The sequence below is a fragment of the Thermosulfuriphilus ammonigenes genome (assembly GCF_011207455.1).
Classification (GTDB): Bacteria; Desulfobacterota; Thermodesulfobacteria; order Thermodesulfobacteriales; family ST65; genus Thermosulfuriphilus; species Thermosulfuriphilus ammonigenes.
This window is the reverse complement of the sequence record NZ_CP048877.1, coordinates 1,545,946-1,565,246: the sequence shown is the minus strand read 5'-3', so window position 1 is coordinate 1,565,246 and position 19,301 is coordinate 1,545,946. Positions and strand designations below refer to the sequence as shown.

General features: G+C 47.2%; 19 protein-coding genes and 1 tRNA gene. 16 read left to right on the top strand and 4 right to left on the bottom strand.

Going from position 1 to position 19,301, the window contains the following annotated elements; translation table 11 throughout:
* Nucleotides 1–463: 463 nt before the first annotated feature.
* Genes G4V39_RS07600 through G4V39_RS07590 form a run of 3 tightly spaced genes read left to right on the top strand, consistent with a single transcriptional unit; the run spans nucleotide 464 to nucleotide 4,148 of the window.
* A complete protein-coding gene (locus tag G4V39_RS07600) occupies nucleotides 464–670 on the top strand; it encodes a helix-turn-helix domain-containing protein (RefSeq protein WP_210412054.1) in 207 nt (68 codons plus the stop codon).
* A complete protein-coding gene (locus G4V39_RS07595) occupies nucleotides 667–2,685 on the top strand; it encodes an ATP-dependent nuclease (RefSeq protein WP_166032355.1) in 2,019 nt (672 codons plus the stop codon). The genes G4V39_RS07600 and G4V39_RS07595 overlap by 4 nt, the downstream gene beginning before the upstream one ends.
* The gene (locus G4V39_RS07590; protein ID WP_166032354.1) at nucleotides 2,682–4,148 is read left to right on the top strand and encodes a recombinase family protein; all 1,467 of its coding nucleotides are present in this window, start codon (nucleotides 2,682–2,684) and stop codon (nucleotides 4,146–4,148) included. The genes G4V39_RS07595 and G4V39_RS07590 overlap by 4 nt, the downstream gene beginning before the upstream one ends.
* Here the strand turns inward: G4V39_RS07590 and G4V39_RS07585 are convergent.
* Nucleotides 4,114–4,189 (bottom strand) — tRNA-Asn (locus G4V39_RS07585). The genes G4V39_RS07590 and G4V39_RS07585 overlap by 35 nt on opposite strands.
* A gap of 37 nt (nucleotides 4,190–4,226) precedes the next feature.
* Nucleotides 4,227–4,448 (bottom strand): hypothetical protein, encoded by a 222-nt coding sequence (locus G4V39_RS07580; RefSeq protein ID WP_166032353.1) that lies wholly within the window; start codon nucleotides 4,446–4,448, stop codon nucleotides 4,227–4,229.
* 241 nt (nucleotides 4,449–4,689) lie between these two features.
* On the opposite strand from G4V39_RS07580, the gene G4V39_RS07575 reads away from it, so the two are divergent.
* The 4 genes from G4V39_RS07575 to G4V39_RS07560 are packed head-to-tail and all read left to right on the top strand — an operon-like array spanning nucleotide 4,690 to nucleotide 7,672.
* A complete protein-coding gene (locus G4V39_RS07575; RefSeq protein ID WP_166032352.1) occupies nucleotides 4,690–5,442 on the top strand; it encodes an HDOD domain-containing protein in 753 nt (250 codons plus the stop codon).
* Entirely contained in the window at nucleotides 5,443–6,876 is a 1,434-nt protein-coding gene (locus G4V39_RS07570; RefSeq protein ID WP_166032351.1) for a sensor histidine kinase, read from the top strand.
* Between the two features lie 23 nt (nucleotides 6,877–6,899).
* Nucleotides 6,900–7,451, top strand: a complete 552-nt coding sequence (locus G4V39_RS07565; RefSeq protein WP_166032350.1) for an epoxyqueuosine reductase QueH — start codon at nucleotides 6,900–6,902, stop codon at nucleotides 7,449–7,451.
* Nucleotides 7,448–7,672, top strand: coding sequence for a DUF2905 domain-containing protein (locus G4V39_RS07560; protein ID WP_166032349.1), 225 nt, complete (start codon nucleotides 7,448–7,450; stop codon nucleotides 7,670–7,672). The genes G4V39_RS07565 and G4V39_RS07560 overlap by 4 nt, the downstream gene beginning before the upstream one ends.
* Here G4V39_RS07560 and G4V39_RS07555 read toward each other — a convergent pair.
* Nucleotides 7,669–9,264, bottom strand: coding sequence for an ASKHA domain-containing protein (locus G4V39_RS07555; protein ID WP_166032348.1), 1,596 nt, complete (start codon nucleotides 9,262–9,264; stop codon nucleotides 7,669–7,671). The two genes, G4V39_RS07560 and G4V39_RS07555, sit on opposite strands and share 4 nt — an antisense overlap.
* Complete coding sequence (locus G4V39_RS07550) at nucleotides 9,215–9,457, bottom strand: hypothetical protein (RefSeq protein ID WP_166032347.1); 243 nt, start codon at nucleotides 9,455–9,457, stop codon at nucleotides 9,215–9,217. The genes G4V39_RS07555 and G4V39_RS07550 overlap by 50 nt, the downstream gene beginning before the upstream one ends.
* 184 nt (nucleotides 9,458–9,641) lie before the next feature.
* Between G4V39_RS07550 and G4V39_RS07545 the strand changes: the two genes are divergently transcribed.
* The 9 genes from G4V39_RS07545 to glmM all read left to right on the top strand — a co-directional run bounded on the left by G4V39_RS07545 (nucleotide 9,642) and on the right by glmM (nucleotide 19,298).
* Nucleotides 9,642–10,784 (top strand): MFS transporter, encoded by a 1,143-nt coding sequence (locus G4V39_RS07545; protein ID WP_166032346.1) that lies wholly within the window; start codon nucleotides 9,642–9,644, stop codon nucleotides 10,782–10,784.
* Between the two features lie 3 nt (nucleotides 10,785–10,787).
* Nucleotides 10,788–11,225 carry a thioredoxin gene (trxA, locus tag G4V39_RS07540; protein ID WP_166032345.1) on the top strand — a complete coding sequence of 146 codons (438 nt, stop codon included), beginning with the start codon at nucleotides 10,788–10,790 and terminating at the stop codon, nucleotides 11,223–11,225.
* A 20-nt stretch (nucleotides 11,226–11,245) separates the two neighbouring features.
* Nucleotides 11,246–11,971, top strand: coding sequence for a hypothetical protein (locus G4V39_RS07535; RefSeq protein ID WP_166032344.1), 726 nt, complete (start codon nucleotides 11,246–11,248; stop codon nucleotides 11,969–11,971).
* A 2-nt stretch (nucleotides 11,972–11,973) separates the two neighbouring features.
* Nucleotides 11,974–13,350: a tRNA lysidine(34) synthetase TilS gene (tilS, locus tag G4V39_RS07530; RefSeq protein WP_166032343.1), complete on the top strand. Its 1,377-nt coding sequence runs from the start codon at nucleotides 11,974–11,976 to the stop codon at nucleotides 13,348–13,350.
* A gap of 117 nt (nucleotides 13,351–13,467) precedes the next feature.
* A complete protein-coding gene (ftsH, locus tag G4V39_RS07525; protein ID WP_166032342.1) occupies nucleotides 13,468–15,276 on the top strand; it encodes an ATP-dependent zinc metalloprotease FtsH in 1,809 nt (602 codons plus the stop codon).
* Nucleotides 15,277–15,328: 52 nt separating this feature from the next.
* Nucleotides 15,329–16,183 carry a dihydropteroate synthase gene (folP, locus tag G4V39_RS07520; RefSeq protein ID WP_246169638.1) on the top strand — a complete coding sequence of 285 codons (855 nt, stop codon included), beginning with the start codon at nucleotides 15,329–15,331 and terminating at the stop codon, nucleotides 16,181–16,183.
* Nucleotides 16,176–16,973, top strand: coding sequence for a diadenylate cyclase CdaA (gene cdaA / locus G4V39_RS07515; protein WP_166032341.1), 798 nt, complete (start codon nucleotides 16,176–16,178; stop codon nucleotides 16,971–16,973). Before folP ends, cdaA begins: the two co-directional genes overlap by 8 nt.
* Complete coding sequence (locus G4V39_RS07510; RefSeq protein ID WP_166032340.1) at nucleotides 16,973–18,055, top strand: CdaR family protein; 1,083 nt, start codon at nucleotides 16,973–16,975, stop codon at nucleotides 18,053–18,055. Before cdaA ends, G4V39_RS07510 begins: the two co-directional genes overlap by 1 nt.
* Entirely contained in the window at nucleotides 17,946–19,298 is a 1,353-nt protein-coding gene (gene glmM / locus G4V39_RS07505) for a phosphoglucosamine mutase (RefSeq protein WP_166032339.1), read from the top strand. The genes G4V39_RS07510 and glmM overlap by 110 nt, the downstream gene beginning before the upstream one ends.
* Nucleotides 19,299–19,301 lie beyond the last annotated feature (3 nt).

The window sequence follows — 19,301 nt, the reverse complement described above, 5'->3', positions numbered from 1 at the left end:
CCCAAAGGTGGAAGCAGACTCAGAACACAGACTACGGAAGCCCGAAAGTACTGAAGCCCGAGCACCGAGAGCGCGGGGTGGTGGGGTAAAACTTTACTTAAAGATTCTTTCTTTTACATCCGTGAATCTCATTGGGGAAGTCAAAAGGAATGATTAGAAGAATGGAAGGATGGGGAGCCATTTCTTTATTTCGAACTAAATCAGACGGGCAAGAGGAAAAGAAATTTTGATTCTCTTTTTCTAAACGCCCACCACCCACCCCCACTTGACCAGAACCTTGTTGAGAGTGGTTTAAGTTATTGATCTTTAAAGAATATTTAAAGTTTACCCTGATTCTCTTTTTGGAATATTTTATTGAGTCAATTCTTTCTCTTATTAAAAGAACCTGCTCGGCTCGGGAGAGGGAGGAGAGGGTGTTCTTTATTTGACTTTTAAGAAATACTTAGCTATACTATTAAATACTATGAAAGACGAAAAGATACCAGAAAAGCTAATGACTTTAGAAGAAGTAGCTGAATATTTAAGGCTTAGTGTCCATACTATCTATAAGATGGCACAAAAAGGGAAAATACCCGCTTTAAAGGCTGGTAAGAAATGGAGATTTAGGAAAGAGGATATCGATAGGTGGCTTACTCAAAGATCTTATAATTTACCCAAGGAGAAAAAATGAGAATAAAAAAATTTATCATACAAGACTTCAGATCAATTAAAAATTCGGGCGAGGTTAATTTAGAGCCTGAAATTACGGTCTTAATAGGCAAAAATGAGTCTGGCAAGACTAATATTCTTAAAGCATTAGAATCTTTCAATGGTGATTATGAATATACTGATAGCGACTTGTGTATTTATTCTGCGACAAAGAAAAAATTAGAGTCAGGGGAGATAGAAAAAGAAGATGTTCCTATTATAACTATTTGGTTTGAAATCGAAAAAGAAGATAAGGAAAAATTAAAAGAAATTCACTCCCAGCTTACTAAAATAAACACTATTAAAATTACCAAATTTTTTGATAATACCTACGAAGTGGAAATAGATAATGTTGATTTAGAAAAAATAGAAGAAGAGAGTTTTAATAAAATTGCAATTGATTTTAAGAACGAAATTACTGCCTTTAAAGAAAAACTTGATTCACACGCTCAAAGATATTCTCCTTTCTCCTCTGCCAAACAACAGTATGAGCAAATATTATCACAGATTGAGTCCTATAGTCCACAAGAAGACCCAAATATCGATACAACATTTAGCTCCTTCTACACCCAATTAAGAAGTCTCCCAAACCAAGATACTTATATTCAAAATGATATTGAATCATTTATAAAAAAACTTGACCAATATAAATTAGAATTCAAAAAAATCTTAGCAGGAGAAGATAGTATAATCGACAAAATTTTAAAAATAACACCTCAATTTATCTATTTCAACACAATGGAAGAACTTACTGATACGGTAAGAATAGATGAATTTTTAGAAGAGAGGGAGAAATACAAAACCCTTAATAATCTATTAAAACTTGCAGGGTTAGATGTGGAACGATTAAAAGATGTAGATCATTATGAGAGGCTAGCTGCAGAAAGCGAAGCTTCTGCTACTATAACTGGATATATAAACGAATCATGGAAACAAGAAAAAGTAAACATAAAACTGAGACTAGATAGTGGGGAAATTATAGTTTATATTGAGGATGAAGTAGGAGCCTTAGATCCACCAACTAGAAGAAGTCAAGGTTTCCAATGGTTCCTTTCTTTTTATATCAATTTTACAGCAGGGTCTAAAGGTGAGCTCAAGAATACAGTTATTCTCCTTGACGATCCTGGTGTATATTTACATCCTTCAGGACAGAGAGATTTATTAAACACACTAGAAAAAATTTCTAAACACAATCAAATAATTTTCACTACCCATTCTCCCTTTTTAATAGATAGAAAAAATTTGCAGAGAGTTAGAATTGTAAGTAAAGAAAAGGACCGAATAGGAACCAAAATAGAGGAAAAATTTTATATTAGCAAATATGATGCACTAGAACCTATCAGAGCTTCTATAGGAATGACAATTGGAGATTCTTTATTTACTACTAAGAAAAACATTTTAGTAGAAGGATTTTCTGATTTTTTGATATTAGAAGCATTTTCAAAAATATGTAAAGAAGAAGGATTAAATCATATAGAGTTAGATAATAGAGAAATTTCTATCATCCCTGTTGGTGGTGCTGAAAAAATGCCTTATTTCTCTACTCTTCTAAGTAAAGAAAACTTAAATTTTGTTGTGCTATTAGATCATGATAGTGAAGGAAGAAAAATCAAAAAAGAATTAATAGAAAAATTTGAAATAGAAGAAAATCTGATCTTGACCCTTGATAAAATTACTGAAAACCCGGGAGAAGATGCCGAAATAGAAGACCTAATTGATTTCGAATTATATCTTCAGGCTGTAAATATAGCGTATAAAAAAATATTTAAAGAGAAACTTAACAAAGAAAAAATAGAAGCTTCAGACTTAGAAAGACCTAACTTTAGCGGCTTAAAGAAATACTTTAGAAAGAAAAAAATTGGACAATCAGGAAAAATAGATAAAATTAAAGTAGCTAAAGCGTTAATCTCTATCCTTCCAGAGACTGAAATTAATAAACAAAATCTTTCCAAATGGGACTCTCTTTTTAATTCTTTAAAACAAGCTTTACAGCTATGAATTGTGCAATCTATACAAGGGTATCAACCGATACTCAAGCTGAAAAAGAATTTTCCTCCTGTGAAGCTCAGGAAGAAAAGATAAAAGCTTTTATTAAAAGCCAGAATAATTGGAAAGTTTTTAAGGTTTATTCTGATCCCGGTTTTTCTGGAGCAAATCTTAATCGACCAGCCTTACAAGAATTACTTGAAGACATTAAACAAGGCAAAATTAACATAGTCTTAGTTTATAAGATTGATAGACTTACCCGTTCTCCTAAAGATTTCTACTACTTAATGGAGATTTTTGAAAAATACAAAGTTGATTTTATCTCAATCACAGAAAGATTTGATACCTCTACTCCAGCAGGAAGGCTTTTAAGAAATATAATGCTTACTTTTGCTCAGTTTGAAAGAGAGTTAGCAAGCGAAAGAACAAAAGATAAAATGCTTCAACGGGCAGAAAAAGGATTGTGGAATGGTGGCATTCCTCCCTTTGGATATAAAGCATTAAATAAAAAACTTATTCCCGATGAGAAAGAATCTAAGATTGTAAAGTTGATATTTGAAACCTATGTTGAGACTGGCTCAGTAGCAGAAGTTTATAACACACTAAAAGAGAAAAACATTTTAAACAGGTATGGCAAAGTTTTTACTAAAACAAGTATTAAAAATATCCTTTCTAATCCTGTCTATATCGGAAAGTTAAAATATGCTGGGAAAATTTATAATGGATTGCACCAGCCTATAATTAGTGAACTTCTCTTCAACGAAGCCCAAGAACTACACAAAAAGAAAATTAGAAAAATGAAGCTCTTTAGAAATTATCTTTTTGCTGGTTTAGTCACCTGTGACGAATGCGGATCAAAAATGACACCTACCTATACAAACAAAAAAGCAAAAAGAGGAAGAAGGAGATATTTTTATTATAGGTGCACCTCTACTCTAAAAAGAGACTGGCAGGTATGTACTACAAGACAGGTAAATGCTGATAGATTAGAACAATTTGTTTTAGAGAATTTAGAAAGAGTATCTAGAGATGAGCCTTATATTGAAAATCTTGTGTTTAGACTAAATCATAATCCAGATGAGTTAGTTCGAAATTCCCTTATAAAAAATAGAGTATCGGGCGACCGGGCTGGATTCGAACTAAGAAAGGAGCAATTGAAAATTGATCCTCAAGGTTTAATTTTCCAACTTAAAACCTTCCTTAGTACCCTCTCCTCCCTCTCCCGAGCCGAGCAGGTTCTTTTAATAAGAGAAAGAATTGACTCAATAAAATATTCCAAAAAGAGAATCAGGGTAAACTTTAAATATTCTTTAAAGATCAATAACTTAAACCACTCTCAACAAGGTTCTGGTCAAGTGGGGGTGGGTGGTGGGCGTTTAGAAAAAGAGAATCAAAATTTCTTTTCCTCTTGCCCGTCTGATTTAGTTCGAAATAAAGAAATGGCTCCCGGGGAGGGACTCGAACCCCCAACCTAGTGGTTAACAGCCACCCGCTCTGCCGGTTGAGCTACCCGGGAAGCCAGGGCTTATTAATAAAACCTACCGCCGCATTCGTCAATAGGAAGGACTCTCTTCCTCCTTCTTTAAAAGTTCCTCCAAGGTACGGAGCTTACGACGAAGCCTCTCCACCCGGATCTCAAGACCCTGCCTCCGCGAGCAGATATCCCCACGGTTTCCTCGGCAACGCCATCTTTCTCGATTTCTTCCTGACCCCCAAGAAGGACCAAGGGCCCGGCCACAGGGCCCCAAACCGGAGCGTAATCTTTTTCTAACCATAACTTCCCCCTCCCAAAGCTAGGTTGATGCGAAACTATTGCACAAGAAACAATATAAAGCAAAGTAAACTGAGAAGCAACATCATTAATTGCCATTAGCTTTAACTTGAAGAAAATTGTTTCGAGGGAAGGTCAAGAGACCTTATAGAGGCCTCTTCCTTAAAGTGAAAAGGGAGGCTCCTTAAGGCCAAAGAGATAAAAAGTCGATTAAAAATACAAACAAAGCCCTTTAAATAAGAAAAATGATCAACAAAAAAAATTCCTTACAGGCACTCCAGAACGGTCAAAGGACCCCAGAAGCTGTCAAACTGATTATTAAGATTTGCCAGAAGATCCCCCCTCTTCCGTCTAGTATCCTAGAACTTTTACAAAAACTGGCCAATCCCGAGAGCTCCGTCCGGGATATAGGTCAGATCATTGAGAGGGACCAAGCTCTTTCAGCTATGATCCTCAAGCAGGTAAATTCCGCCTATTATGGCCTGCCTCGCAAGGTTTATTCCCTACGCCAGGCAGTGGCCCTGTTGGGGATAAACGAGATTCGACATCTGGCCTTAAGACTTTCCCTTCGAAAGACCCTTCTTAGCGAAGAAGACCTATTTCTGCACGCCCTTAAGGTAGCCACCCTAAGTGAATTAAGATCTGGTGAGATCGACCCCTCTCTGGCCTATACAGCCGGGCTCCTTCATGATATTGGAAAGTTGGTTCTCAAGATTACCTTCAAAGAAAGCTACCAGCGATTAAGGGGGCAGGGGCTCTGGGGACCAGCCCTTCAACAGGCGGAAAGGGAGCTTTTTCACCTGGATCACGCCGAGGCCGGGGGGCTTTTGGCCGAATTCTGGCAGCTACCTCCTGTACTGGTTGAGGCCATCAAGAATCACCATCTGAGTCAAGAAGGGGTTGCCGGCCTGGTAAGGGAAACCGATGAGGCCCTGAATACCGGCCAGCTAAGTGACGCGGGACAAAAGATTATTTCCCAAATAGAACAGGATCAATAAATGCAAATTTTAGTAGCCTTAAAGGACTATGCCCACTCCCTCAAGCTGGCCAGCTCTCTGGTGGACAGTGGCCTTGAGGCAGCCGCAGTAAATGATTTAGAGGCCATGTTTGATGGCCTTCGAGAATGGCCGTTGGTCTTTATTGCCGGTGAGGAGTTCGCCGGGCTGACGGCCGGAGAAATCGTCCGGATGTTAGCCCTTACCGAAGCCGAACCCCTGAGTGTCTTGATCGACATTCCCCCAGAAAAAATGGCACCCCTCCTCCTGGCCGGAGCCGATCTCTGCCTGCCTCCGGGCATAAATTTGGATAGTCTTTCAGAGATAATAAAACGGTTTGCCCTCCAGGAAGCCACCAGACGAGAGGCCGACTCTCTTAAGGAAAGGATATCGCGGATAGAAGAGGAGCTGGCCTTTGTCTTGGAGAACATTGAAGAGGCCGTTTTACGAGTAAAAGAAGGTGTCATTCGTTACGCTAACCCCTATGCCGCTCAATTATTCGGGATCCCTTCGGAGACTCTTAAAGGCAAGAAGATCACCGATCTTTCCCCTGACGATATCGGTTCTCTGGTGAGATTGGCCGGAGCCGGAGCCAACACCCAGGATCTCATCCGCTTTCTAGGACGAGGGGGGCAGGTCTTCCATGGCCACGTCCTCATTAAGACTATTGCTCCCGGTGAGGCCCTTCTAGTGATAAGAGACGTTAGCCAGCTGCCCGATCTCCGGCTTCGCAATGAACGCCTGGAGATTCTGACCGCTTTGATTAACCTTGTCGATGGTCTGGCCCATAACCTTCGCAACCCTCTGATGGTTATCGGTGGGTTTTCCCGCCGGCTTATTCAGAAAATTCGTCGAGATGATCCTCTGTGGCCCTATTTTGAAACCATCTGCCGAGAGGTAGAACGAATCGAGGATTTTCTTAAAGAAAGCGCCCGTTCGGTCTCTCTCCTACGGGGAGAAGACATCCGTTTTCGAGAGGTAGATCTGGCCGCCCTCATCAAAAGGGGAGTGGAGCAGATCCACAAGGTCTCTCTTGATGGCGAATTTCAGCTGGAGCTTCTAATGCCTCAAGATGACCTCAAAACATACGGAGAAGAGGGGCTACTTGAACGACTCTTCTGGCGGATAATAGAAAATGCCGTTGAGGCTATGCCCAATGGGGGAAAGATCCGCATCAAGGTCCAACACGACCGGGGTTTTACCTGCATCTTAATCATGGACAGCGGACCCGGGCTTCCCTCAGGGGAAGAGGGCCGAGTTTTCGAACCCTTTTATACTACCAAACCAGCCTCTCTAGGGTTGGGACTCACCGAGGCCTTCTTCATCACCACTATTCATCGAGGAATTATCGATATCTGCCAGGGAGAACTTCCGGGGGCCTGTATAAAAATCTGCCTGCCCAAGACCCAAGGCCCTCCTATCCACTTGGCCCCCTAGAAGGATTTAGCTATTTTGTAACTGTGAAACTCCTCCTTCATTGCTGCTGCGGTCCCTGTAGCTTTTATCCGGTAAAGGCCCTGAGAGAAGAAGGCCTTGAAGCGGTAGCCTATTTTTATAACCCAAATATCCACCCCTTCCGGGAGTTCCGCCGTCGTCTCCAGGCCATGCGCCAGATGGCCGAAGAGCTAAAGCTCTCTCTGATTGCCGAAACCAACTACGGTTTGAGGGAATACCTGCGACGGGTGATCTTCCAGGAGGAGCAACGTTGCTGGGCCTGCTACCTCCTTCGCCTTGAGGCCACGGCCCAAAAGGCCAAAGAGCTGAGGTTTTCGGCCTTCAGTACCACCCTTCTTTACAGCCGTTATCAGCGGCATAATCTTATACAGCGAATCGGCCAGGACTTAGCCTATCGTTATGGGCTAACTTTCATCTACCGAGATTTCCGCCAGGGATGGCCAGCGGGGCAGAGGCAGGCCCGGAAAATGGGGATATACCTTCAGTCTTACTGCGGTTGTATTTTCAGCGAACAGGAGCGCTATGACAAAAAGCTCAAAAAAGGAGGCCAGGCATGAGCCCTCTTGAAGGGTTAGGAAAGCTGCTGCTTCTATTTGGTGTTATTTTGGTAGTTATAGGCCTGATTCTTATATTCGGGGCTAAAATCCCTTATATCGGAAGATTGCCAGGAGATATATACATCAAAAAGGATAATTTTACCTTTTATTTTCCTCTGGCCACATCGATTATCATAAGTATCATCTTAACTTTAATTCTCTCTCTGCTTAATCGTCGCTAACCCCGGCTGCCCAGCTTGGCCTTTACCGAGGGGAAAAGATTTGGGTCTGTGTGGGGGATAAAGAGAGCCCCCGTTAAAAGTTGCATAAATTCTCCGCGAACATTCATTTCTAGATAGGTCAATTTTTTGAGGATTTCATCAATCTCGCCTAAAGCTTGGCGATTAAGCAGAAGGCAAATAGCGCCCTGGCCGGCAGCATTTCCCAAAGGTTGAAAACGCGAGAGGGGAATATCGGGTAGCATGCCAATAATTACTGCCGCCTCAGGGTCTATATAATTTCCAAAGGCTCCAGCCACATAAAAATTTTCAATGTCCTCAAAAGAAACCCCCACACTGCGACAGACCACCGTAAGAATGGTGTACATGGCTCCCTTTGAACGGATAAGATTCTTAATGTCGGCCTCGGTAATGTAGATAGGTTGACCATGGGATGTCTCCTCAGGAAAGACAACCACATAAGCCCGTTGGCCATCAATCTCTACCATCCGGGAAGGATCTTTCTCGATCATCAAGCGTCCTCGCTGATCCACCAGACCGGCCAGGAACATCTGGGCTAAAAGATCAATAATTCCCGAACCACAAAGCCCCTCCGGAGGAACATCCCCAATCACCTTATAGTTCACCTGGAGACTTTCGGGGTCGATCCGAACCCGCTCGATGGCTCCCTTTCTGGCCCGCATACCGCAGGTAAGAATTCCGCCCTCAAGCGCCGGGCCGGCGGCCCCAGCACAGGCCACCAGAAAATCCTGATTACCCAAGACCACCTCGGCGTTGGTCCCCACATCCACCAAAAAGTTAAGGCCAGGGTGGCGGTGCATCCCCGAGGCCAGAATCCCAGCGATAAGATCTCCCCCAAAGTAGCTGCCGGCATTGGGAAAAACATAGACCTTTGCCAGAGGGGAGAGCTCAAGAGCCAGATCCTTGGCAGGAAAGAAATCAAACCGGTTAGCCAGGGGAACATATGGCTCCCGAAAGATCATCGAGGGATCAAGGTTCAGAAAGAAGTGGGTCATGGTCGTATTCCCAGCCAGGGCAAGAATAGAAATGTCTTGCGGGCGATAACCCACCCCTTCGGCCAGAGAAAGAATCTCTCGGTTAAGAAATTCTATGGTTAGGTGATGAATCCTCTCCAGGCCTTCCTTTTTGGAGGCCAGATGGAGTCGAGTAAGAATATCCTCACCATATTTTACCTGTGGATTTAAAGCCGAACGTTGATGGACAACTTCTCCCGAAGAAAGATCAACCAGATAAAAAACCACCGTGGTGCTTCCCAAATCTATAGCTAAACCCAAAGGAGGGGGAGGAGATTCTCCGTGGATGGCTACTACATGCCACCGACCATCAAAAAGGCAGTCCACCACCGGACACCAATCTCTATTTAAGACGGGTGGCAGACTCTGGAGAATTGGAAGAGGGAGTTCGGGCACCTCCCCTAAAAGCTGGGCCACGGCAGCCCTTAATCGAGCCTCTGGGGAGCGATTATCCTCAAGACTTGGAGGAGTTAATTTCAGAGATAGCCTTCTTATGAGAGGATCAAGTCTCTTAACGGGGCAACGAGAGATGCTCTGGGGGCTCCTGACTGCACTCGACATCAATGATCTCGCCTTCTTCCTCCTGAAGGATCTGCTCAAAGGAGCGCTCGGCTTTATCTATAAGACGTCTTATCCGCCAGTAAAAGTAAAGCCCTAGCCCGGCGACAGCGACTAAAGAAGCTAAGATAAAGGGAAAACTGACGATTATAAAAAATATGGCTATCGCCAGTGAGGCCACCAGAGACAGAATCATTCGTGCCTCTTGCCATAGAGACCGGAGATTAATCATCCTAAACATATCTTGCAGAGTAAATCCTACCAGGAGACAAATCAAGACCTGAGTTGGTTTGACAGTCTCTCTGCGGCCGGGTATTTCCTTGGAAAAACATCAGCTTCAGGAAGAACTTTTGTCTAAGATATCTGCACCCCCTTCCCCTATGCTCGTTATTCCCGGATTATCGGCCCTTGCTGCCTTGGCCATCTCTACCGTGCACTTTTTTATGCCCGTTTACCTTAAGGGCAAACTGGGGTTTTCTGGTCAACAGATAGGGCTCCTCTATGGGGCCCTGAGTGTCACTACCTTGATTACCGCCTTCCCTTTTGGGCTGGCTAGTGATCGCCTCAAGGCTCGCGATTTAGTGGCTCTGGCTCTACTTCTTCTTGGAGGGGCCATCTACCTTCAGGCCCAAGTAAGCCACTTTACTGTCTATTTTTTGGCCTTTCTAATCTATGGCCTGGGGCTTAATCTCTTTCGTATTGCCCTTGACGCCCTCCTTTTTAAGACTGTTTCCGAACGAACAGGCAAAAGCTTTGGTATCTTTAACGGGTCTCGAATGGCCGGGTTTACCCTGGGAGGAATCCTTGGAGGAGTCCTCCTTGATCGACTGGACTTCGTGTTTACCTTGAAGACGGTGGCCGGATTTTATCTCCTCCTGCTGGCCTTCTATCCTTGGCTACCGCGAACAACTCCGGTTCGCTTTCGAATAATCACCTATCAGGAAGATTTTGTCCGGCGACCGGTGGTCTTCTTCGCCCTCTGGCTATTGCTTTTTTATCTCCATTGGGGAGCGGAGTTTACCAGTTATGGTTTATTTTTACGCAAAAGCCTCGGTCTTTCCCTTACCGGAATGGGGCTTTATATGTCCGCTGAGTTTGCCACCGTAGGGTTGGCCTCCGTCGGAGGAGGATTGCTACTTCATCGCGGCCTGGCTATCGAACATCTGGCCTTAGCCGGACTTTTTGCCTCCGGCGTAGGCCACATCGGAATGGTCTGGCCTCAGGTGCCTATCTCCTTGGCCTTTCGACTTGTCCATGGTCTGGGAGACGGATTCATTGCCGTGGTATCCTATGTGGGGATAGCCAGATTGTTTCGGATCGAACGCATAGGAGGAAACGCCGGATTAATTACCTTCTCTATCATGTTGGGGTCCTTCATCGGTTCTCTTATCTTCGGACCTCTGGGAGAAAGATACGGTTACGGAACACCTCTGGCCATATCTGGCTTGATTACTTTGGGCCTGATTCCGCTGGCATTGATATATCGCTGGCACACAAGTCCCGAACCGAGCAGGAGGGGATAAACCATGGAGACGATCATTGTTCGTTGTCCTGCCTGTGGGGTAAAAAACCGCCTTCCGGTGGAGAGGATTCATCAACGACCGGTCTGTGGTCGCTGTCGTACCCCCTTGCCCGTAGGAGGAGAAGTCGAAGTGGTTACAGAGACCAACTTTGGCCGACTGGTTACCGACTCTCCCCTCCCTTTTCTCCTGGATTGTTGGGCCCCCTGGTGCGGACCATGCCGCCTTATTGCCCCCCTACTTGAAGGCTTGGCCAAAGAATTTGTTGGCCGTCTTCGAGTGGGCAAACTCAATGTAGATGAAAACCCAAACCTTGCCAGACACCTAGGGATAACCTCTATCCCCACCCTGATCCTCTTTAAAGACGGTCAAGCGGTGGACCGAATCGTCGGTGCCCTTGGAGCAGATGATCTTCGACTCTGGCTTCAAAGACACCTCCGTTAAACCCCTCTTAAGGAGAGGCCATGGAAAACGACATCGTTGAAAGTCTAACGACTCAGGTCAAAAAGGAGATAGCCGAAAGATACTTCGGCTATCGCCGGATGATTGAGGAAGATATCACCACCCTAAAGGAAGAGGCCCGTCGTCTGGAAAGAATGATCTACGAGAAGATTGCCCCTGATCTATGCCGTATCTACATCATGCTCAAGGACCGGTCTCTAATAGAAAAATTTGCCCATCTAATCGGACTCTCTGAACCCATTTTTTATGACGACTACCTCACCCAATCCAAAACCATCCGCCGACGTCTTTTTCGGGATCTTAAGGTCTGGGGTCTTACCAGTCACGGACGTTTTCGCAAACTCCTTCAGGAGATCTATCAGCGATTACGCCGTAATGTTTCTCACTACAGAACCGATTTGGCGGAACTCAAAAGACATGAAGCCCTGGTAAATGAAGAAATTCGCCACTTTGGAGAAAACTTTAGCCTGAGCGAGATTCTATCCTTTTTGGGGGAGCTTGATCGCCTAAATACAGGCACCAGCCTGGTAGAAGAAATGAGCGAGGTGGGAGCCCGGGAGAAGCTGGAAAGATCTCTGGCCATCCCGCCTCTTAAGCCCCCTTCCCAGGAACTCCCTGACATTCCAGAATTACCTCCCTTGACGCAGATCCGGGGGGAGCTTAAGAGACTGGCCGATGAGGCTTGGCCTCTGCACAACCGAGAAACCATAGAGGCCATAGTTCATTAAAGGTGGATCTTCTTCCAAAAGTAAAGGGCTTTATCCGGAAAAAGAAACTCTTCAGGCCGAAAGATCAAATTCTTCTGGCTGTCTCAGGAGGACCTGATTCTGTAGCCTTGCTTGATCTTCTCTGCCGTCTCAAAGAGCCCTGGGATCTAAAGCTGGCAGTAGCTCACTTTCATCACGGTCTTAGGCCTGAGGCCCGGGAGGAGGCCCTTTTCGTCAAAAATTTAGCCGTTCAAAGAAAATTACCTTTCATCTTAGGAGCAGCGGCCACAAGAACATTCTGTCGTCAAAGGGGGCTCTCTCTGGAAGAAGGAGCCAGGGAACTGCGTTATCGTTTCCTCCAAACTGCGGCCCAAAAAGGAGGGTATGACCTTATCTGCTTAGGTCACACATATGACGACCAGGCCGAAGAAATTCTTATCCGTCTCATCCGGGGGGCGGGACGAGGAGGTTTGGCTGGCATCCCGGCCAGACGACATCCTTTTGTCCGGCCACTTCTGGGAGTAACTAAGGCGGAAATACTAGAGTACCTGAAGGCCAGGGGGCTTTCCTTTTGTGAGGATCCCAGCAACAGGGACCGGCGTTTTTTGCGCAACCGAATTCGTCTTGATTTGATCCCTTATCTAGAGAAACGATTCAATCCTCGCATGAAAGAAACTCTTTGGCAGACAGCAGAGATCCTCTCCGAAGAGGAACAATTTTTAAGGGAAGAGACCAGGAAACGTCTCAAAAAATACCTTAGGGAAGGCCATCAAGGACTCCTTCTCAAGAGGGAAGCCCTTCACGAACCCCTGGCTTTCAGAAGGAGATTTTATCTGGCCCTTATCCGAGAACTGGCTCCGCAGACCAAGGCCGGCTTTCGGCATCTAGAGATGATTGAAGATATTTTTGCAAGCTCCTCTCCCGGACCAGGCCTCCATCTGGGAAGATTAAGGATCCGAAAGACCAAAGAAGGGCTTCTTTTTTCGCCCCCAAGACCAATTCCACAACCCTTTGAGCTCCTGGTCCCTGGCCCCGGCCACTACCTCCTCAAAGAAGGACTGACCCTCCAGGTAGAAAGACAGAAAGACGGGCTCTACCATCCCCAAGAGACAGAGGTCATCCTTGATGCCCGGCAGGTGGTCTTTCCGATAACCGTCCGCTCTCCCCGCCCCGGGGACCGCTTCCACCCTCTGGGGGGCCCGGGAGAGAAAAAAGTTTTTCGTTTCTTGGCTGACTGCGGAATAGATCGAGAAAGGCGCAACCTCTACCCGGTAGTGGTCAGTCAGGGACAGATTCTGGCTGTCCTTCCTCTGCGACCAGCCGAAAGGGCCCGGGTAAAGACAGAGACTCAGGAGATAATAAAATTTCGCCTATTGCCAAAAGACAATAATACTTATTAAATTGTTTCTTGGAATTTTGTCCTTTAAAGGCCTTTAATGATTTGCGGCTCGGGGGCCGTTTCAATAATAGAGAAGTTTAAGGCCGACGAATTATGGTAGCTTAAGGAGGAAATGAGTTTGTCGTCCTTTTATCGGAATCTTAGCCTGTGGCTCATAATAGCCATAATTATGGTTTTTCTTTTTAATATCTTTAACCAGCCTAAACCCAAGGGGGTAGAGATCCCTTACAGCGAGTTTATTTCTCTGGTAGAGAAGGGTGAGGTAGAAGAAGTTATTATCCAGGGGGATAAAATAGACGGTTTTTTGACCAATAAGAAGCGGTTCCACACCGTAGCCCCCCGAGATGACGGTCTTATAAATCTTCTTAAAGAGGCTCAAGTAAAGATCAATGTTAAGCCCCAAGAGGAAACTCCCTGGTATGTAACCTTACTTATTTCGTGGTTTCCTATGCTCCTGTTAGTGGGAGTCTGGATCTTCTTCATGCGTCAGATGCAGGTGGGGGGAGGCAAGGCTCTTTCTTTTGGCCGAAGCCGGGCCAAGATGCTTACTGGTCAGCAGATAAAGATTACCTTCAAAGACGTGGCTGGAGTGGAAGAAGCCAAAGAGGAAGTCTCGGAAATCATTGAGTTTCTTCGAGACCCCAAAAAGTTTACCCGACTCGGGGGTCGAATTCCCAAGGGAGTCCTCTTGGTTGGACCTCCGGGTACCGGTAAGACCCTTTTAGCCAAGGCCATAGCCGGGGAGGCAGGTGTTCCCTTCTTTAGTATCTCCGGTTCGGATTTTGTGGAAATGTTTGTCGGAGTAGGAGCAGCCCGGGTAAGAGATCTTTTCACCCAAGCCAAAAGACACGCCCCTTGTATCATCTTTATCGACGAAATTGACGCCGTAGGACGTCATCGAGGGGCAGGTCTTGGTGGAGGGCACGATGAACGGGAGCAGACCTTAAATCAACTTCTGGTGGAGATGGATGGCTTTGAAAGCAATGAAGGAGTCATTGTCATTGCCGCCACCAACCGCCCTGACGTCTTAGATCCCGCCCTTTTACGGCCTGGTCGCTTTGATCGCCAGGTAGTAGTCCCCGCCCCGGATGTCAAGGGAAGAGAGGAAATCCTCAAGGTTCATGTTAAGAAGGTCCCCCTGGCCGAAGATGTCAACATCTCCCTTATTGCTCGTGGAACTCCGGGATTTTCGGGCGCCGATCTGGAAAACCTGGTCAACGAGGCCGCCCTTCTGGCCGCCCGCAAAGGTAAAGAAAAAGTAAGCATGGAAGAGTTTGAAGAGGCCAAAGACAGGGTTCTCATGGGACGAGAGCGCAAGAGCATGATCATCAGCGAGGAAGAAAAAAGAATTACAGCCTATCATGAGGCCGGACACGCCCTGGTAGCCAAACTCCTGCCGGGAACGGATCCCCTCCATAAGGTAACCATTATTCCCCGTGGTCAGGCCCTTGGCCTGACCCAACAGCTTCCCTTAGATGAACGTCACACCTACCCCAAAGACTACCTCATTAAGCGCCTGATGATCCTTCTTGGAGGAAGGGCTGCCGAGGAGCTGGTGCTCAACCAGATCACCACTGGGGCTGGCAATGACATTGAGCGGGCCACGGAACTGGCCCGAAAAATGGTGTGCGAGTGGGGCATGAGTGAGACCTTGGGACCTGTGTCCTTTGGCAAACGAGATGAACACATCTTCCTGGGTAAAGAGCTAGCCCACCACAAAGACTATAGTGAGACTACTGCTGTCCAGATCGACAACGAAATTCGCCGTTTGGTCACTGATTGTTACGAGAAGACCAAGAGGCTCCTGGAGGAGAATATCAACACCCTGCATCAGTTGGCCAAGGCCCTACTTGAGCGAGAGACTCTGGACGCCAAGGCCATAGACGAGATCATGCGAGAAACAGGAGCCACGCCACAGGCAGCTTAGGAAGTCCGCCCATAGTTGGGCTCCGTTTAGTACTAAAACAGAAAGGAACACAGTGAAACCTCTCAAGTGGGGGCGCCTCCACCTTGACTGGACAAGACCTTACATTATGGGGGTGGTAAATGTCACCCCGGATTCATTCTCGGATGGAGGGAAGTATCTCCAGCCCCAGTCGGCTCTTGAGCAGGCCAAGAGGTTGGTAGCCGCCGGAGCCGATATTTTGGACATTGGTGGTGAGTCCACCCGCCCTTTTGCCGACCCGGTTCCACTGGAAGAAGAATTAACCCGAGTTATTCCGGCCATTGTCCTGATCCGTCAGCACCTGCCCCATATCCCCATCTCTATAGACACCTACAAGGCCCAGGTGGCCGAGGCTGCCCTTGATGCCGGAGCGGACATCATAAATGACATAAGTGGGCTCCGTTTTGAACCGGAAATGATCTCTCTGGCCCGGGAAAGGGAAGTTCCGGTGGTGGTCATGCATATGAAGGGCCGCCCCCGGGACATGCAGCTCTCTCCTCACTATGATGACGTTCTCGGAGAAATAGAGGCCTTCTTTAAAGAACGCCTGGAGACCTTAACCACCTCGGGCATAGATCTGGAGAAGATCATCCTTGATCCTGGAATTGGTTTCGGCAAACGTTTTGAGGACAACTTAACCATCCTCAGAGAGCTCAAGCGCTTCCTTCGCCTGGGTCGGCCCCTTCTGGTAGGCCCAAGCCGTAAGGCCTTCATTGGTCAAATCACCGGCCGGCCGCCAGAGGAACGTGACGCCGGAACAATGGGAGCCGTAGCCTGGTCTGTACTTCAGGGGGCCCATATCCTTCGCGTCCACAATGTAGCTATGGCCAGGGATCTGTTGGCCGTAATTCAGACCATTTCCGCCAGGAAAGGTCCCTCTTATGGATAAACTACTCCAGTTTTGGGAAAGGCTACGTTGGCAAGACGTCTTAGACATCGTCATCGTTGCCTTTCTCATCTATCGGGTGATGCTCATTATCCGGGGCACACGGGCCATGCAGATGGTCGCTGGCCTCGGAGTGCTTATGGTTATCTACTTCGTGGCCGCCAAGTTGGAGCTCTTAACCCTCCACTGGATATTGGGAACCTTCCTCTCTTCTTTGGTTCTACTTATCATCATTGTCTTTCAGGACGATATTCGCCGAGCTCTGACTCAAATGGGCCAAACCCCTTTTTTAAAGGCCCGAGTGGAGCGCTCCCAGGTCATGGAAGAGATCATTAAGGCTGTAACCTCCCTGGCTGACCGCTACATAGGGGCCCTTATAGTCATCGAAAGGGAAACCGGCCTCAAGGAATATATCGAGACTGGCACCATCCTTGACGCCCGGGTCAATCGGGAGCTCATCTGCTGCCTCTTTAATCCCTCCTCTCCCCTCCATGACGGGGCCGTAATTATCCGAGAAGGACGAATTGCTACCGCCGGATCCATTCTCCCTCTAACTACCAATCCTAATGTCAGCAAGTACCTAGGCACCAGACATCGAGCCGCTCTGGGAATCACCGAACTTACTGATGCCTTGGCCATTGTGGTCTCCGAAGAACGAGGGGCCATCAGCCTGGCTGTAGGAGGGCACATAACTCCAGACATCGATGAATCCACTTTGAGGCGCATGCTTCTTAACCTTCTGGGCATGGGGCCACCCAAGAGCCAGCCCTGGTGGAAGAGGAAGATTTTCTAATGAAGTGGCAGGACGTGCTGGGGAAAGACTGGGTCCTTAAGCTCCTTTCTTTGGTCTTCGCCATCGTCCTCTGGTTTCTGGTGGTGGGGGAGGAGAACGCCGAGATGGCCCTTGACGTTGCCCTTGAGCTGGTCAACCTGCCACCTGAGACCATTATCATCAACGATATTCCCGCTGAAATAAAGGTCAGGGTCAGTGGCCCCCGAAGTCTTCTCCAAGGGCTCTCCCGTCAGAGGATCTCCAGAGTCATAGATCTCTCGGAGGCCAAACCCGGAAGGATTCTTATTCAGATAACCCCCGAAAGTATCCGGGTGCCCCGCGGGGTTCGAGTAGTTAAGATAACCCCTTCGGAGATAGAAATTGTCCTTGACCGACTGGTCCATAAGACCTTAAAGATCAAGGTTCGCACCAGTGGTCAGCTTCCTTATGGTTTTCGTCTGGAAAAGATCGTTGTCAATCCCGATAAAATTGAAGTTGAAGGCCCCAAGTCCACCCTAGAAAAGCTCAAAGTTTTGGAAACTCAGGCGGTGGATCTTTCAGACATGACCACTAATTTTCAGCGTCAGGTAAGGCTCAAACTCCCCCCTTATGTCTCCGTAGTAAAAGGGGATCCGATGGTAACAGTAACGGTAATTGTTCAGGAGATTAAAGAGATAAAGATCTTTAAGGTTCCTGTCCGTCTGGGGGGAGACAACAGGCCTGTGGTCCTGAAGCCTTCGCTAGTCTCAATCAAAGTGGTTGGTCCTCTCTGGCTTCTTAAAAATTTGGAACCCAAGGAGATAAGGGCCTGGGTGGAGACTAAAAATCTGAAGCCAGGCACCTACTGGAGAGAAGTTAAGATAGCCTTACCAGATAAGAGGCTACGGCTCTTATCTGTCAAACCCTCAAGGGTCAAAGTTTATCTCCAAAAAGCTCAAGAGTCCCAAAATATCCTCCATCTCATCAAGAAAACCGTCTGGAAAGGGGCAGATCATGGACAGAAAGCTCTTTGGCACCGACGGGATTCGGGGGCTGGCCAACGAACCTCCGATGACTCCGGAGACAGCCCTCAAACTGGGACGGGCCATCGCCTATTATTTTAAAAAGATCGGCGGACATCACCGCGTCCTCATCGGCAAAGACACTAGACTCTCTGGTTACATGCTAGAGACCGCTCTGGCCTCGGGTATATGCTCCATGGGGGCCAATGTTCTTTTGGTTGGCCCTATGCCTACTCCGGCCATTGCCTTTCTGACCTCCAGCATGCGGGCTGATGCCGGCGTGGTTATCTCCGCCTCTCACAACCCTTATCCAGACAACGGAATTAAAGTCTTCTCTGGTGATGGCTTCAAACTCCCAGACGAGACAGAGGCCGAGCTTGAACGCCTTATGGAAAGCCCCGAACTGGACCAGGAGCGCCCCACCGGGGACGGAGTGGGTAAGGCCTTTCGCATTGATGACGCCCGGGGGCGTTACATAGTCTTTTTAAAGCAGGCCTTCCCCAAGGAATACACCTTGGATGGTCTGCGGCTTGTCCTGGATTGTGCCCACGGAGCCGCCTATCGGGTAGCTCCGGCTGTCTTTGAGGAGCTGGGAGCCGAAGTCATCAAAGTGGGCGTCGAGCCCGACGGAATAAACATCAACAATCGTTGCGGCGCTCTCTATCCGGAGGTTGTCCAGGCCAAGGTTCGGGAGACCAGGGCCGATATGGGAATCGCTTTAGATGGTGATGCCGACAGGGTCATCGTGGTAGATGAATACGGTGAGGTGGTCGATGGCGACCATATCCTGGCCATCTGTGCCCGAGATATGGTCCGTGAAGGGCGTCTTCGGAATAACACCGTGGTGGCCACTGTCATGAGTAATCTGGGCCTTGAGGTTTGTCTCAAAAAGATGGGAGTTCGTCTCATAAGGACCAAAGTTGGAGATCGCTATGTAGTCGAGGCCATGCGAGAGGGAGGCTATAATCTGGGGGGTGAGCAGTCGGGCCATCTGATCTTTCTGGACTACATGACTACTGGTGACGGCACCTTGGCCGCTTTAATGCTTTTGGCGGTTATGATTAAAGAGGGGAGAGCTCTCTCCGAACTGGCTCAGATAATGGAAACCTACCCTCAGGTACTGCTGAATGTCCGCGTAAAAGAGAGACGTCCACCAGAAGAAATCCCTGGTCTCATGCAACTCAAGGCTCAACTTGAGGCCAAACTAACCGATCGGGGCCGGATAGTTATCCGACCCTCGGGCACAGAACCGGTCTATCGAGTTATGGTAGAAGGAGAAGACCCTGCGGAAATAAAGGCCTACGCCCAAGAACTTGTCGAACATATCAAAAACGTCATGGGCTGATTG